Origin of the sequence: Oscillatoria salina IIICB1, assembly GCF_020144665.1 — a bacterium.
Lineage (GTDB): Bacteria > Cyanobacteriota > Cyanobacteriia > Cyanobacteriales > SIO1D9 > IIICB1.
Map to the genome: position 1 here is coordinate 1 of NZ_JAAHBQ010000057.1, position 17,162 is coordinate 17,162.

Below are 17,162 nucleotides of genomic sequence, written 5' to 3' on the forward strand. Positions count from 1 at the left end.
TTTCTCTTCCCTGGGAACCTTTATTTTTCCTTTCCTGGGGCTTGTCCCCCTTCTCCTTGCTCGAATCATTCTTAAGTCGATTACGAAGCATTTGTTGTCGCTTGCGGAGTTGTCGCTGTCTCGCCGAACCACCTTTACCTTTATCGTTGCGTCCCTGACGACGAGGCGATTCCCAGCTTTTCAATCGCTGTACCATCTTTATTCAACCTTGTACTTATCTCCATAGAAATTTTAGCAAACCTCCAGAAAGCAACAACTTTCCGGTTCTTCTTGGTGAACTGGAATGAGGAAGACGAGTTTGAGTGCGACGCGATCGCGGTTAGTTTCAGTTTGGTTGATTTAGACATCTTGCTTCTCGGTATTTGTTGGGGGAGCCTTTCAATTTCTAACTTGGAGTAGCTACTCTCTAAATAGAGTTAGCTGGGAGTAGCTCATGCAGTGGGAGATTGAGGTGGAAATTCAGTTTAGCAGGGGTTTACCAGAGGCGATCGCGCTGGAAACTGCATAACCTCAGTAGGTAAATTCTTATTAATAGATAGAGCCTATTCAATTCTCAACCAACCAGTAGCTATGCTTTCTCCTTGGAGATATTGGCGAATTCGCACAGTCAAATCTAACAGTAGCGGCTTGACGTTGGCTACAGCAAAACAATTTTTTCAGACAGAGTTTCCTGACTTATGCGAGATTCAAACATTATCACGCACACAAGAACATCACATCCAGTTGCGTTTACTATCGGAGTTTCGCACTTCTCACTCGTCACCAGACGATTTGTATCAAGCTGCACTGGCAGGACTTTGCTTGAGATGTTATGTCTCTCATAGTATTGCCCAAGCTTGTCAAACGATCGCTCATCGATTTGGCGATCGCTATAATTTTACCTGCGAAGAACTACTCCCAACTGTTTTACTCGATGATGGCAAAGAGTTGCTTATCTTGGAGCGACAAACAAATAGTCAGCTTATTTACAATCACAATGAAATTACTAATAATAGTCAAATGCAACTTTTTGCCATCGAAATTTTGGCAAGTTATCAATTAGGATCTCGCCAAGAAAGTTTATCAAATTGGGCATTTCGACTGACGAAACAAAATCAAGACCTCAAACAATTTTTGTTGGTCGAGTACGGACTAGAAATGAGTAGTCCGTGGAGTTTACTGAACAAGGTACGAGAACCACAATTAAAGTATCTTACTCAACAAGAACGTGAGATCGTAAAAAGTTTTCATGCTGTTTATCGCCGCGACTACCTTCGAAAAGCTAAAAGAGGTGGTAAATGTCCTCACCCGACATCAGCACAACTTTTAGAAATGTTAAAGCTTTTGCAAAAAAAAGAAATATTTTGGCAATCATCATCTAATTGCCCAGAGCAAAAAATCAGAGAATTTCAAGATAAAATTCAAGAAATTGCTGAGAATTTAAGAGCGGATCGAGTTACAAAAACTATAAATTATCCTCATTATCGACAGATAAAATCTCTAGAGCTATCTTCCTTAGAAGAAAATTCAACTGAATTTGAGTTTATTTGCGAAAAATCTTCAGGTAATCTTGAAGAAATATATGAGAAAATAGCTAAAGAAAATATTCGGTTTTTACTTCCTCAGCTCCTCGAGTTTGCCTTATCAAAAGCAATTGACAAGGCAATCGATAAGCAAATTTTCTCGCTCGGTAAAAGTCGTAAATATGTGTCTTTTGCAGATAAGTTTATCCCAGCACTACGACTGATTTATTGTCAAAGTAAATCTCAAAAGGAGGTAGCAGAGCAACTCCAATTTAGCAATCAATCACAACTAAGTCGCGTCTTAAATTTAAGAGGTATTCTCAGCCATGTACGAGAACAAACTACTGACATTTTTTTGTCAAGTCTTCTACAACATAGCCCGACTAAGCATTCACGAGAAGCTTTAGATAATCTCACTAAAGAAGTGGAATTTTTTTTAGATGAAGAAGTTTTTCTCGAAGCGGCTACAGAAACCCAAAAAGCTAAAAGTCGTATTTTTCAAAGTTTGTACGCTCAAAAATTACAGATATATCTTGATAAAAAAGGAACCTAAAATGTCTAAATTATTTAATGAAATATCTCAATTAAGAACATTTTTACCGGAAGTTATTCCTTTAGAAGCAGAAGATTACGAACAAGCAATCAATAAGAGCGAAACTGGAGAGAATGAAGAATCTCAGTGGCAAATTTATACTCATGTTTTAGCTACATTAGCTTTTGTAAGATGGCTCAAAGAAAGATTTGGCAAAGGTTCAGTCGATAATTGTTCTATTTTTCAACCAGAAAAAGCTAAAACTCTTGAAGCTGTATATAATTTACAAGTTGGAGAATTTAAATTATGTCTAATTTTAGCAGAAAATATCCTAAATGAAGAAATGATTTTGCTGCCAAAGTTAGTAATTGATGACTTCGATATGGCGGCTCATTTTTATGTAGTTATGGCAATTGACGAAGAACACGAAGAGGCGATCGTTAAAGGAAGTATCGATTATCAAAAATTAATTGATTATTGGCATAAAAAAATAATTATTACCGACAATGATTACTATCATTTGCCATTAAATTTGCTAGATTTTGAAGCCAATCATCTTTTGTATTACTTACGTTATCTAGAGCCGAGTGCTATTAATTTACCTGTGAAATCAACAGAGAAAATTAGCAAAAAAGTAGTCAATGTAGCACTATGGTTACAGGATGAGATTGATGAAATAACTAGAAGTTTAAATTGGAGTTTTCCTTCCAGATTATCAGTTGCTAGCGTACAAGGATTTCGTTCGATAGCAGTCTTTGAAAATGCGATCGCGGAATTGAATCGTCGCGGTTTGGAAATTCCTCACCACGCACGCGGCTGCTGTCGCAAAATAATTCTTGCTAATCTTCATCTACAACTGTTAGCGGCAACTTGGCTTTTACCTCAACAAGATAATGATGCTCAAGAATGGTCGTTATTGTTATTATTAGCAATGCAGTCTGGTGTAAGTTTACCTAAAGGACTCAGATTACAAATTAGTGACCAAGATCGGGTGCTTTCCGATAAAATTTTAGAAAAAAATGATGATTACTTTTATCGGCGGTTAATTGGTAGTTACGATGACCAGTTTTCAGTTAAAATTACTTTCAATGGTTCAGAAGAAACTCTAGAGCCTTTGGTGTTTATCGATGGGATTACTAAAAAAAATTGACTCCCTGTAAAAAATAATTATTTCAGAGTATGAGTAATAAATAAATATGAACTTCTGTTCGGTCTATCAATTAAATATTTGGCGTACAGGACTAGATTGTAAATTTCTGCTGACTTGGGATGATAGACAGCAAATTTCGGCTGCACTTTCATATCCAGAAGAATTAGATAGACTTACAGAAACTTGGCAATATTCTTATTTAAAAGCTTATGAATCTACTCTCAGGGGGAGAGTAGAAGATGAATTTAGCTTTACCCCGTCATTTTCAGTTGATTGGAAAAATCGCACGGAGTCAGCCGAAAAAGAACTGTTGCAAAAATTTCAACGATGGTTGGGAAGTCAAGAATTACTACCAATTAGAGAAAAAATTCAAGGTGCAGTCGAGGAGAAAAAAGTAACGAAAAAGTTATGGAAAACTAATGATGACTGCATCGATTTATTAATTACTTGCGATTCTCCTGAGTTAACTAGATTACCTTGGGAAGCATGGAAAATTGCACCAAATGCAAAAATTCAGATATCTCGCACTCCGCTTAATGTAGGTAATGGAGCTGTTTTCGTTGAAAGACGAGGAAAACCGAGAATTTTAGTAATTATAGCAGCTACTTCAGAACTAAATGTAAATGAAGATCGGCGTGCAGTGCGATCGCTGAATAAAGTCGCCCAGGTCGAAGAAGTAAAATTTACACTGGGAGAGAATTTAGATAATTTTCGGCAAAAATTGGTTGAGAAACTAACCGATGAGATTGGTTGGGACATACTGATTTTTGCGGGACACAGCGATGAGACAATACACACTGGGGGAAGATTAGAACTTGCTCCGGGCGTTACTATTTCCCTCAGCGAAATTGAATTTCAGCTTATTCAAGCGATCGAGCGAGGGCTGAAAGTAGCGATTTTCAACTCTTGTTGCGGAACGAGTCTTGCGGAATACTCGATCGGGTTAGGATTGCATCAAGTAGTAGCTATGCGCGAGAAAATTAGCGATCGCGTTGCTCATGCTTTTCTCAAACAGTTTTGTCAAAGTCTTGCTATGCACAAAGATGTCCAACAGTCAATGCAAGCAGCTTGTGAATATTTTGAGAGAGAGAAAAGTGCTTATCCCTCTGCATATCTGATTCCGTCTCTATTTCGCCATCCCTCCGACAAAGCCAAACTCTTCCAGATTGAGCCGTTGGGTTTCCAGCGTTGGTGGCGAAATTGGAAACCAACCCGAAAAGAGGCGATCGCTCTTTCTACTGTTCTTTTGCTTAATTTGTTAGTACCTGTCCAAGATTTTCTCTTAGATTGGCGGATTCTCACCCAAGCTATCTATCGCGACTTCACCAGACAAACTGCACTAGAAACTCAGCCTCCAGTCACAATAATTGCCATCGATACTGAATCAATTGACAAAGCAAAAAAACAAATTTCACAATTTGAGTTTCTCGATCATATAGATCGTCGATATCTAGCGCAACTGATAAACAGACTTACTAACCTCAATGCGAAAATTATCGGCATTAATTATCTTTTGGACACAGAAGAAACTGGTAACGAACAACTTACCCAAGCACTCATATCAGCCCAAGTAAAAAATAACACTTGGTTCGTTTTTGCCAGCAAACAAGAAGAAGAATTATTTGCATTTCACAGATTAGTTAATTCCGAGAATTGGTATCAGAAAGGAGATGCAACCTTTTGGTTGTGGGATGTTGAGTTGCCTAAAGACCAAAAATGTCCTAAATCATGTCCTTTTGCTTATTTATTGGCACTTTCTTCTAAATTTCAACAAAACTCTTCTCTAAATCCTCTTATTCAACAAAATTTTCCAGAAGAAAACTTTAATTTATTTATCCAAGAAAATGACTTAAAAGTTAGTTTCAGGAAATCACCTTCTTTTTTTAATTGGCGTTCAATTATTGATTTCTCAATCCCACCCGAACAAGTTGCTGATAAAATTCCAGCTTGGCAGCTTCTAGAATCTAACTCAAGTAATCTAGAACAAATACAAAAAATTGAAAACCAAATTATTATTATTGCTGCTGATGCCTATGACCAGGTAGAAGACAGATATCAAATACCTCCAGCTATAAACTACTGGCGTTGTTATTCTTTAGCTCAAGTAAACTCATCAAATAAACCGAAAGAATGTCAAAAAAATCGTAAATATTTTACATCTGGAGAAGCTCATGCTTATATGATTTATCAATTCCTAGAACGTCGTCAAATATTTTTAATTCCTGACTTTTTATTAATCTTACTGGCTGCCACGTTAGGCAAATTTATGATAATATATTTTCAGGTAAACAGAAAAAAGAAAAAACAATTTTTATTTGGTGGACTAGGATTAACCTTCGTTTATATTTTTCTAGGAATAGAAATTCATACGTTAGGTTTAGTTGTTATTCCCTTGTTTTTTCCCATCGCAATTTTCTGGATTTACGTTTTCCCTCGATAAAGGACTAATTACTATGCAGACACTAAAAAATTACAAACTTTGGTTTTTAGGATTGACTTTAGTAACTATTAGCTTTCCTACTCTAGCGACAAATCTAGAAATTGATTCAATCAATCGCAAGAGTGTAATAACTAGCCAAAATAGCAACACCCCAAATGAGCAACAACTCGATAGACAAATTCTCCTTGAAATGTTAGGAAAACGACGAAAAGGCGAACCGCCAAGAGGAGATAATTTTTGTGCAATTGCACCTAACAAAGTCCATGATACTTTTAATCTTTCTTGGAGTGAAACTTGGAGTGAAAATCCTTTATTTATTTGGCGAGGTAATGCAAGTAAAATTGAGGTTTTTTCAGAAGATGATAGTTCAGAACCTATCTGGAGCCGCAACTTAACTTCTCAACAACAGCAGCAGCAAAGAATTTTTTATCAGGGAGAAGTAGAGTTAGAACCGGATAAGATTTTCTTTTTAGCAATTTATCCAAACGGACAAACTGAAATTTCTGCAAAAGACCGTATTCCCTTTACAATTATGCCAATAGACGAACAGCATAACAAAATAATGACTGACTTAGAATCTCTCATAACTGCTGAAGAAAAAATCTACTATTTGTTAGAAAAAAACCTTTATTGGGATGCAGTCAGAGAATTTGTTTTATCATCAGAAACAGAAGAAGAAATAGAGGATATCCGTAACAAATTGTGTAAAGAACAATCCAACAATTAAATTTGTTACCAAGGACTGCCAACTATTGTGAAAAAAGACCAAGAAGAAGGATGTTGAAGCTTTTCAGAGGTTAAACTACCGTTATTTTCGGGAATTTTCAAGCCTTCTGAAGGAAGTCCTGGTCCGAACAAATATCCATTTTCTAATTCTACTTCTCCATTTATCAATGCAAGTTGTGCTTGTCGTAGTGCTTCAGCTTTAATTGGAGCAGTTGTTAAGTTGTAGTAAAATTGCGTTATTAATGCGGCGGTTTTTACATCTGGAACTTCTATGAGACTAGCAACAACTGATTTTACACCAGCTTGGTGAGCTAAACCACCAAAACCTAATTCAGCATCTTCATTTCCTAATGCTGTTTCACAAGCACTTAATACCAACAATTCTGTGGGAGTTTTAGGATTACCTAATCCTAATTCACGAATTTCTGCTAATGTTAATTTTTGATTACCCCAAAATTGAATAAAAGAATCACTAGGAGGTCCATCCTGGAATTTCCCATGAGTTCCTAAATGAATAATTCCAAAACGTTTATTTTCGCGCAAGTTATTAATAGTAAATTTTTCATCAGACAACTTTTTCGTTTCTTGCCAAAAATTAGTAAGAAAAGACATTTCAGCCGTAACACCAGGTAAAGGTGTTTTAATTAAAGGAGATTTTGCTTGGTCAAAGTTTGAAGTTCCCATAACTAAAGCATCGAATTCATTAATGTCGCGGTAACGGGTATTAGTAAGGCTCATACTAGGCATTAAACCTATACTATATTTTTCAACTAAAAATTGTTGCCCATTATGAAGTGCAGCTAGTGGTAAGGAACGTAAATTTGTATCCATAATAAAAGCAATATTGGTAACTTCTTGTGCTTCTAAATGCTCTTCTATTGGTTTGATTAATAAGTCATAAAGTTCTTGAGCTTTAGGTAAATAACGATTGTTTGAAGCCGAAACGAGTGACCCAAAGTTACCAATTAGTCTTTCTAATTCCTTTCGTGTTATCTCAACTGGAACAAAAATAGGATTTCCTTGAGATGTAACTAAAACTATACTTAATTTTTCTTCAAATTTTATGTTTTCTTGTTCGTAGTTGGGAGCAATTTGTAAAAGTTGACCTTCATTAACTGTACCGTCAAGTTCAGCTTGATGATTAGAAGAAGAAAAAACGGGCTGAGGGTCGAAAACAGCGTAAACAAGTGCAGGTTTCTCACCTGTAAGCTTCTCAATTAAACCTAGTTCATTTTGGATTTCTTCGAGGCTTTTAATATCTACTTCGGCAAGCTCAGGATTTTGGCTTAAATATCTTTCATAAGCGCGAGTAAAGTATTCTTCTAAGGGGAAAGGTTCTTCTCGGTAAGCGTTAGGTAATTTTTCGGGAGATTCTTCGGAAAGAATGCCCTCAACGACAAATTGACTGAATTGAGGTGAGGTAATTAAACTGATATTTTCTTGGGTATAAGGTCCGGGAAAAGAACGAAATGAGAGGATAGAATTATCACTACCTGTACTAATTGCGCCTGCGGTACCGTTGATAGTTGCGTCGCCAACATCAAAGGGAACAAATCTTGCGCCGCCGTCGTGACGAATTGTAACTGAACCTGTTCCTGCGCCTCCCGCCGTGGAGATACTGACTTGTAAGTTATTTTGGTCGGTAAATGTTCCTGTAGCCCGGAAGAAAGCTTGGGTGGTGATATCGACATCTCCTCCGCTACCGTTAGTACCGCCTTGGGCGTTAATTGCGGTTACTTCAATATCGTTGATGGGGTCGAGAGTAATGTTACCACCGTCGCCGATGGTTGCACTAGAATTAAGTAATCCGGCGTTAATACTAATTAAGGCTTCTACGGTAATGTTACCGCCACTGCTGACACCGGAAGTATTTAAGTCGTTGCTAGTGACGGTTCCAGTTGCAGTTGATAAGCTGATGTTACCGCCGTTATCTGTGGTTGAGGAAGCATCTAAGTTACCAACATTAATGTTACCTGTGTCGCTGGAGAGATTGATTTGACCGCCGTTGCTGGTAATATTTTCGGTAACTATATTGGCTTGGGTGGCGAGTTCGACACCCGCAGGTGCGGTGGTGGTAATATCTCCTTGTAAGAGAATGTCTTCGATACCAGAGGTATAGAATAAACTACCGGCTTCAATTGTTGAATTGGAGGTTAGTTGTGTAGCGCTAGAGATAATAATATCACCTAGTTCTTGTTCTAATCCTACTGGATTATTGAAGCTAATTTTGCCTTCTCCGGCGCTTAGAGTGAGGTTGTTTGTTTCTCCGGTTTCGCTGTTTAAGTCAGAATTGAAGTTGATATCTCCTTCACCTATACCTGTGTTGAAAATTGTATCTCCGGTTAAGGTGACTGGGGCGTTATATTCTTGGTTACTATTATCGGTAATTATGCCTCCAGCGATGAAAATGTTTGCTGCGGAGTCGATGGTTAAGTCTGCTAAAGGACTATTTTCACCGACTATTTGTTGAAAGTTTATATTTCCCGTACCTGCACTTAATCTTAGTTGTTGGGTTCCGTCGATTGTACCAGCAAAAATAATATCTCCTGCTTGAGTATTTGTGGAAATTTCTACATCTGTCTCTAGGAAGAGATTGCCACCGAAGGTAATATTTTCGTTTGCTGTTGTTACATTGGAGTTTAGGTTAATTGTCGGACTTAAAAGGGTAATTGAGCTATTATTAAGACCTGTAATTTCCCCGCTTATTTGCATTTCTCCGGTTTGGGTTTGGATGGTTACGGGGTCGTTGAAGCTAAGATTACTGAAGATGTTAATATTGCCGTTACTGTCTGGGCTACCAATTATCAAGGAAGTAAAGCCATTACTCAAAGCATTTATTTCTACATTTGTCAAGTCTAAATTTTCGGTATTTCCGCTTCCTCCAAATTCGATATTCTGAGTAATATCTGCGGTTTGGAGAGTCAGAGTATTTGTACCTGTGACGGAATTTTCCCCACCCGTAAAGTTAATTTCTCCAGCAGTTAGAATTAAGGGAAAATCACCGATATTCAACTCTCCAAAGGAAATTGTCGCGTTATCAAGTTGAAACTCGCTTGAATTTTCGAGAGTAGTTTCCCCCGCAAAGGTAATATTGTCGTTAGTTGTCGTAATATTTCCTGCTAGAAAAACTGCACCCGTACCATTTTGATTAAATTCGCCATCGAGGTTAAGATTATCATTAATGTCTAATAAACCTGTGTTGGTGATGGTTAGACTTCCTTGGTTAGTAGTTGTGAGTTGAGAGTTGAAGGTAATATTTTCTCCACTAAGAGCCACATTCCCTAAAGCTGTTACACTACCAATTGCACCTGTAAAATCTACATTTCCCGTACCAGCATCGATAGTTAAATCTTGTTGTCCATCAATTGTACCGCTAAAGAAGATATTACCAATTCCTACACCTGTAGCGAGATTAGCATTATTACTTAGGATGAGATTTCCACCAACAAAGATATCTTCTCCCTCAGTAATTATATCTGCGCCGAGAGCGATCGCGTCACTATTCAGCGTAATTGAACTATTATCTGTAGCGATAAGGTTTCCTTGTATGTTAATTTCTCCCGTCCCCGTTTGCAAGATTACTGGGTCGGAGAAATTACTTTCACCAACAATGTTAAGATTACTACTACTCTGGGTATCTCCAATTATCAAGGAAGTAAAGCCATTACTCAAAGCATTTATTTCTACATTTGTCAAGTCTAAATTTTCGGTATTTCCGCTTCCTCCAAATTCGATATTCTGAGTAATATCTGCGGTTTGGAGAGTCAGAGTATTTGTACCTGTGACGGAATTTTCCCCACCCGTAAAGTTAATTTCTCCAGCAGTTAAAGTTAAGGGAAAATCACCGATATTCAACGCAGCGAAGGAAATTGTTGCGTTGTCAAGTTGAAACTCGTTTGCATTTTCGAGAGTTGTTTCACTTGCAAAGGTAATATTGTCGTTAGTTGTCGTAATATTTCCTGCTAGAAAAACTGCACCTGTACCATTTTGATTAAATTCGCCATCGAGGGTAAGATTAGCATTAATGTCTAATAAACCTGTGTTGGTGATGGTTAGACTTCCTTGGTTAGTAGTTGTGAGTTGAGAGTTGAAGGTAATATTTTCTCCACTAAGAGCCACATTCCCTAAAGCTGTTACACTACCAATTGCACCTGTAAAATCTACATTTCCCGTACCAGCATCGATAGTTAAATCTTGTTGTCCATCAATTGTACCGTTAAAGAAGATATTACCAATTCCTACACCTGTAGCGAGATTAGCATTATTACTTAGGATGAGATTTCCACCAACAAAGATATCTTCTCCCTCAGTAATTATATCTGCGCCGAGAGCGATCGCGTCACTATTCAGCGTAATTGAACTATTATCGATACCGATAAGGTTTCCTTGAATGTTAATTTCTCCTGTCCCCGTTTGCAAGATTACTGGGTCGGAGAAGCTAGTTTCACCAACAATGTTAAGATTGCTACTACTGTCAGTACGTCCAATTGTCAAGGAAGTAAAACCATTACTCAAAGCATTTAATTCCGCATTTGTCAAGTCTAAATTTTCGGTATTTCCGCTTCCTCCAAATTCGATATTCTGAGTAGTATCTGCGGTTTGGAGAGTGAGAGTATTTGTACCTGTTACGGAGTTTTCCCCACCCGTAAAGTTAATTTCCCCAGCAGCTAAAATTAAGGGAAAATCACCGATATTCAACTCTCCAAAGGAAATTGTCGCGTTATCAAGTTGAAACTCGCTTGAATTTTCGAGAGTAGTTTCACCCGTAAAGATAATATTGTCGTTAGTTGTCGTAATATTTCCTGCTAAGAAAACTTCACCTGTGCCATTTTGATTAAATTCGCCATCGAGGGTAAGATTAGCATTAATGTCTAAGTTTCCCGTATTCGTAACAGTCAGACTACCTTCGTTGAGAGTTTGGACAATAGAATTGACAGTAATATCTTGTCCAGAAAGGGTTAAATTGACTAAAGGTGTGAGACTACCCACAGCATCGGTAAATTCCAGATTACCAGAGCCAGTAGCGATCGCCAAATTTTGACTACCATCTACCCTACCATTAAAAATAAGATCGCCTAAACCTGTTCCTGTGGTTATTACCACATCGTTATTTAAGAATACATCACCAGCAAAGATCAGATTTTCTCCGATTGTCGTAAGATTAGCAGCAAGTTGAATTAATCCTGTACCTGTTTCGAGAATAGCTGGTACATTGAAAACAATCGGATTAACAACGATAATCTCACCACTACCACTGTCACTACCAATCGTTACTAAGTTAAACTCCGCCAAATTAGCAACTTCAGTCTCAGTTAAACTCAAAGCGTCTTCACTAAGCGAACCTAATTCTATATTGCGGCTCGGAGTACCTGTTTGCAAGTCTAAATTTCCCGTCCCCGTTAACTCACCAGTCCAATTCAAGTCATCAGCGATTAAACTGAGATCGTTGCTACCAGCGAACAAATCTCCATTCAAGTTAATCGTACCGCTAACAGCATTCAAAGTCACCGGAGTCGTGAGACTTGTCACACCATTGAGAGTAATATCGTTATCTTCAGTAACAATATCTTGAGGAGTAAGATTAGCCGCAGTTAAAGTAATTGCAGCATCATCGATACCTGTAATTGTACCATTCGCGACAATTCTCCCTGCAACTCCTGGGGCTTGAATTATCACCGGGTCTTGGAAAATGATATTATTGGCGATCGTAATCTCACCATTTCCGTCATTTGCACCAATAATAATCTCGCTAAACCCATTAGCTAGACTTGCTAGTTCATTTGCATTCAAATCTAAGCTATTCTCGCTACTGGGATCATTCCCGATTACTATAGCTAAATCTAGTGTACTTGGTTGCAGGGAAATCGATCCTGTCCCGCTAAGAGAGTTATTCCCTCCAGCGAAATTTATTTCATCACCAACCAGCGTCAAGTTATTACTCGCTGCATTTAAACTACTATTAAGGCTAATTGTCCCAGTTCCAGTCGTAAAAGTCACCGCATTGAGAACATTTACGGGACTATTGAAGATTAAATCGTTATTATCAATCGTAATATCACCTGCAACGGTAACTTCTGTTGCATTGTTGACTTCTAACCCTCCAAGCGGTATCGTTGCACCAAGATTATCTGTAAATTGTACAACTCCGTTACCAGCTTCGATAGTTAAAGGTTGATTTCCGTCAATAGTATTGTTGAAAGTAACATCTCCGTTACTGTTGGTAATTTCCACTGGAATTGTCAGAGTTACTGCACCGTCAAGCAAGATATCATTATTAGTAGTGTTGAGATTACCTGGAATTATCGTCTCAGCAGTGAAATTAATTCCACCTCCATTACTTGCGTCTAAAATTCCCAAACTTGTATCGATAATACCATTACTGCTATCAATACTAATTTCCCCACCATTGGTAAGAATGTTGTTGGTGGTAATATCCTGCGTCGCTGCTAAAGTTAGATCGGCAGTTCCCGCAGCAGTTACAATATCATTGAGTGTAATTCCTCCCGTACCAGCAGCAAAGATAAGATTATTGTTGAGAGTTATGGGACTATTAATTAAGATATCGCCATCGGTAGTAAGATTAGATCCAACCGTCAAGTTACTCGCACTACCGACAGTTAACCCAGTCAAAGGTAAAATACCCCCAACTTCGTCACCCAAAGCAATTGTCCCAATACCCGCAGCCAGAGTAAGATTATTATTGCCCTCGATTGTACCGCTAATCGTAATATTTCCAATTCCTGTATCCGTACTGAGGGTAGCAGGAGTAGCGAGGATGAGATTACCATTGAGATTAATATCGTTATTTTCGGTAAAGATATTTCCTAGAGTAATATTTCCATTCGTACTGAGGGTAATTGCTGCATCATCGTTACCAAAGATCGTACCATTAACGAGGATTGTTCCAGTTCCAGATTGAATAGTGGCGCGATCGCGTAAACTAATCTCATCAATATTAATATTCCCACTTCCGTCGCTACTTCCGAAAGTCAACGAATTGAAACCATTTGCAAATGTATCTATTTCCTCGCTGGTGAGATTGAAATTTTCTCCCTCCCCACCCAAACTAATTTCCTCTGTCACCGTCGCAGGTTGCAAGATTAAGTTACTCGTACCTGTAATTGAATCTTCTCCACCTGTAAAATTAAGATCGTCAGCAATTAGTGTCAGATTAGCATCACCAATTGCAAAGCTACCATTGAAACTTATTGTCCCAGTTCCCACATTAAAAGTAGCATCGTTTGTATCGTTCAGCGTAACTGCACTATTAAACGTCAGATTAGCATTATCCGTCGTAATCTGATTCGGAACAAAAGTATTTCCAGCGTTACTAATAGTTAACTCACCAATGGGGTCATTATCGCCCAAATTACCGTCAAACTGAATTATACCAGTTCCCGCCGCCAAATTAAGATTACCCGTCCCATCGAGAGTATCGCTAAAAGTGATATTTCCTGCACCAATATCCGTACTCAAGGTAACATTAGCATTATCCGTCAAATTGACTTGACCGCCGAAAATGAGATTCTGATTTTCAGTCGTCACATTAGCATTCAGGTTAATAGTGGGTGCATTAAATGTAAAGCTAGCATTACCACTCCCAACTAAATTACCGTCAACCAAAATAGTCCCGGTTTGCGTTTGTAAGACTACCGGAATACCAAAATTTACTTCACCCGCGACATTAATATCCCCACTTCCCTCCGCTGAACCAATCGTCAGCGTACTAAAATTATCCTGCAATGCAGCAATTTCGGCTGCGGTGAAATCTAGTGCATCTGTACCGCCCAAACCACCAATTTCAATATTTTGGTTAGCTAATGTTGGTTGTAAGAAAATCTCGCTGTTACCGATAACTGAATTTTCCCCACCGTTGAAATCAATTTCGCTTGCTTCAAGAGTGAGAGAATTACTTCCCGTGGTTAAAGTGTCGTTGAAAGTAAGAATTCCCGTCCCTGCATTTAGCGTAGCATTATTAGTGAGGTTGAATGGCGCATTAAAAGTTACATTTCCGTTATCAGTGGTGAGATTATCGGCTAAATTAACTATTGTTGCATTATTTACTGTTAAACTCGCTAATGGTGTATTTTCACCTACTGCTGCTTGAAATTCTATTGTCCCTCCAGCGTTAAGAGTAAGATTATTTGTACCATCAACAGTTTCCCTAAAAATAATCTCACCTGCGACATTTCCTGTATCCAAAGTTAGGTCATTATTAATAGTTGTCGCACCATTAAAGTTTAACGAACCTCCACCAGTATTAATTGTATCATTTAAAATTATCCCGGCGGTAGTTGCATTATTATTAGGAATAAATTCAATATTTCCACCTGTGTTATTAATTGAACTAGAATCAATTGCACCTACATTAATAATCCCATCGGTTTTGAGGATAATTGTACCACCTGCACCAGTCGTCGAATAACTGTTAACTATACCACCACTAATATCAATTGTTCCACCATTCGTGCTAACTAAATTAATGGTCGCACCATTACCCGTTACATTATTACTTTCTGAATAACCATCGATATTGGTAGTAATAATATCCCCGAATGCCGTAATATTAATATTTCCTGCATTTCCATCGAAACTACGAACATCAATAACTGTAGTTCCTCTACCAAAGAAACTTACCGAACCCTGACTGCTAGTAATATTTATATCACTAGAGTCTCCTTGAACGCTCAATGTAATAAGACTACCAAGAACAATATCATTAGGAGCCGAAATATTAATATTACCAGCTATACCTGGACCCTCATTAAGTGTACTAATTAAGCCAGTTTCAAAATTCTCAGGTTCACCACTAACATTTACAAATTTAATACCTCCATTTCGACTAACAATTGTAACATCACCACTATCCCCCATTGGCATTACACCTGGTGTTCCACCAGCAAAAGTTTGTATACAGAATGTAGCGCTAGTACAATTAATTGTAATATCTTCATTAGCTATTAAATTAATATCTCCTGAATCTTCAATAGCCGAAAAAGAAGTTACACTACCTTCAATAGTTAAACTTCCACCAGCCTCAACAGTGATATTACCACCATTACCAGTAGTATTAGAAACAATACCTCGAAGAAATCCAGTTGAAATATTTCCACCAGCAGTTATAGTTAAATCGCCAGCATTATTACCAGACTGACTTGTCTCTAAACTTCCTGTATTAATATCTCCTTGAGCATCTAAAATAATTATAGGAGTGCCAGGAATATTAGCATTTTCATTAACATTTTCTATTTGAATACTAGCACCGGATCTTAAAATTAAGGCACGATTATTACTTAAAATATATTCATCTGTTCCTGGAACAGCATTATTAATTGTTTCATCCGGTGTAGTAATTACAATATCACCAGTGAAAGTAATATCGCCGCTTCCTGAAGTTGTGTCTACTTTTAAAGATGCACCTGTATAACCACCCATCAAAGGATCGCCAGATACAGTCATAATTGGGTCATACAAACTAAGAAAATCCGCAGGTTTACCAGCTAAATCAAGAATTGAAAAATTACCACCACTTTGAAAATGAGCATCCAGAGAAATAACGCCATCACTAATAATAAAAGTATCACCATTACTAACAAATGGAGTTTGGGGATGATTCAGCGCTAAAATATCAATGCTTTGATTACCTTGAATATATAAATCTCCACCAGCGAAAGCAAGAAAAGGATTAGTTAAACTATCTCTTGCTAACACTGTATCCCGCGCAATTAAACTTAAATCTCCACTGGTAATTAACTGACTTTCATTTAAAATTAAGTTACTCGCGGCGGCTAAATTAGCTGCACCAGCAGTTAAATTTTTAACCACAACATCGCCAGTTTGTACGGGGATTGCCGCAGGATTCAACTGTATGGTATTATCGGGATTAACTGCTACTCCTGTCACTCCCACATTAGCGCCAACTGTCAGTAATTCTGGTAACATTAAGGGAGTAATTGGTAAAGGATTACCGACCGAATCAGTCGGAATTTCTATCTCTAAACTAAGAAGTTGTCCCGCTTGACTAATTCTTACAAGTGAGGTTCCAGGGACAGAAGTAATTGTAATATTTCCACCTGGTGCTTCGATAGTACCCGTACTAATTACACTTCCCCCAACTAAAGATAAATTTTGTCCCTCGCTAACAGCTAATTCCCCAGCATTAATAATACTTCCCGGCTGCAAAGTATCAAAACGAAAAGAGTTAGGATTACCAACTAAATCAAGATAATTATTAGTTCCAAAAGCACTAAACAAACCACCATCAAAGCCAATACCTGTTGCGGTAGTTGCTGTAAAAGAAGCAGGAACATTCAGGGTTGCATTTGCACCAAAAATAATTCCTGCGGGATTCATTAAATAAAGGTGAGAATTTCCTCCAGTAACTTCAATTAAACCATTAATAATCGAAGGGTCGCCACCAACAACCCGACCTAAAATGTTACGAATTTGGGGGTCAGATAAAAAAGTAGCGATTTGATTTTTGTCAAGTCCAAATTGAACAAAACTGTGAAAAAGATTTGCACCATCCTGAGAAAGACTTCCCCCGTCAATATTGAAGCGAGAGCCGTCTGGTGTTACGATTGTTCCTGTGCCGTCTGATGCGGGAATGATTGATTGTGCTTGAGCTAGGGAGGTATTGACTAACCAAAGTAAGGAGAAAATCAATCCTAGTAGAGGTACTTTACCAAGCACTTTGATGAAGAATGGTAAGTAATTTTGCTGAGTATGAGAATACACCCTCTCTCCTCCTCCAGTAACAACTGCACTTGAGGCTTTATCTTCAAGTTTACGGTCAAAAAACTGAGCTAAATA

6 protein-coding genes are annotated in these 17,162 nt (G+C 38.0%); 4 read left to right on the forward strand and 2 right to left on the reverse strand.

Annotated features, from left to right (window positions below; genetic code table 11):
* On the reverse strand, positions 1-196 hold a 196-nt coding region (locus G3T18_RS17110; RefSeq protein ID WP_224411793.1), incomplete at its 3' end, for a hypothetical protein.
* Positions 197-570: 374 nt separating this feature from the next.
* Between G3T18_RS17110 and G3T18_RS17115 the strand changes: the two genes are divergently transcribed.
* Genes G3T18_RS17115 through G3T18_RS17130 form a run of 4 tightly spaced genes read left to right on the forward strand, consistent with a single transcriptional unit; the run spans position 571 to position 6,351 of the window.
* Positions 571-2,055, forward strand: coding sequence for a hypothetical protein (locus G3T18_RS17115; protein ID WP_224411794.1), 1,485 nt, complete (start codon positions 571-573; stop codon positions 2,053-2,055).
* A 1-nt stretch (position 2,056) separates the two neighbouring features.
* Positions 2,057-3,184, forward strand: coding sequence for a DUF1822 family protein (locus G3T18_RS17120; protein WP_224411795.1), 1,128 nt, complete (start codon positions 2,057-2,059; stop codon positions 3,182-3,184).
* 46 nt (positions 3,185-3,230) lie between these two features.
* Positions 3,231-5,624 (forward strand): CHASE2 domain-containing protein, encoded by a 2,394-nt coding sequence (locus G3T18_RS17125; protein ID WP_224411796.1) that lies wholly within the window; start codon positions 3,231-3,233, stop codon positions 5,622-5,624.
* 13 nt (positions 5,625-5,637) lie between these two features.
* Positions 5,638-6,351, forward strand: coding sequence for a hypothetical protein (locus G3T18_RS17130; RefSeq protein WP_224411797.1), 714 nt, complete (start codon positions 5,638-5,640; stop codon positions 6,349-6,351).
* A 5-nt stretch (positions 6,352-6,356) separates the two neighbouring features.
* Here the strand turns inward: G3T18_RS17130 and G3T18_RS17135 are convergent, their stop codons facing one another.
* Positions 6,357-17,087 (reverse strand): CHAT domain-containing protein, encoded by a 10,731-nt coding sequence (locus G3T18_RS17135; RefSeq protein ID WP_224411798.1) that lies wholly within the window; start codon positions 17,085-17,087, stop codon positions 6,357-6,359.
* Positions 17,088-17,162 lie beyond the last annotated feature (75 nt).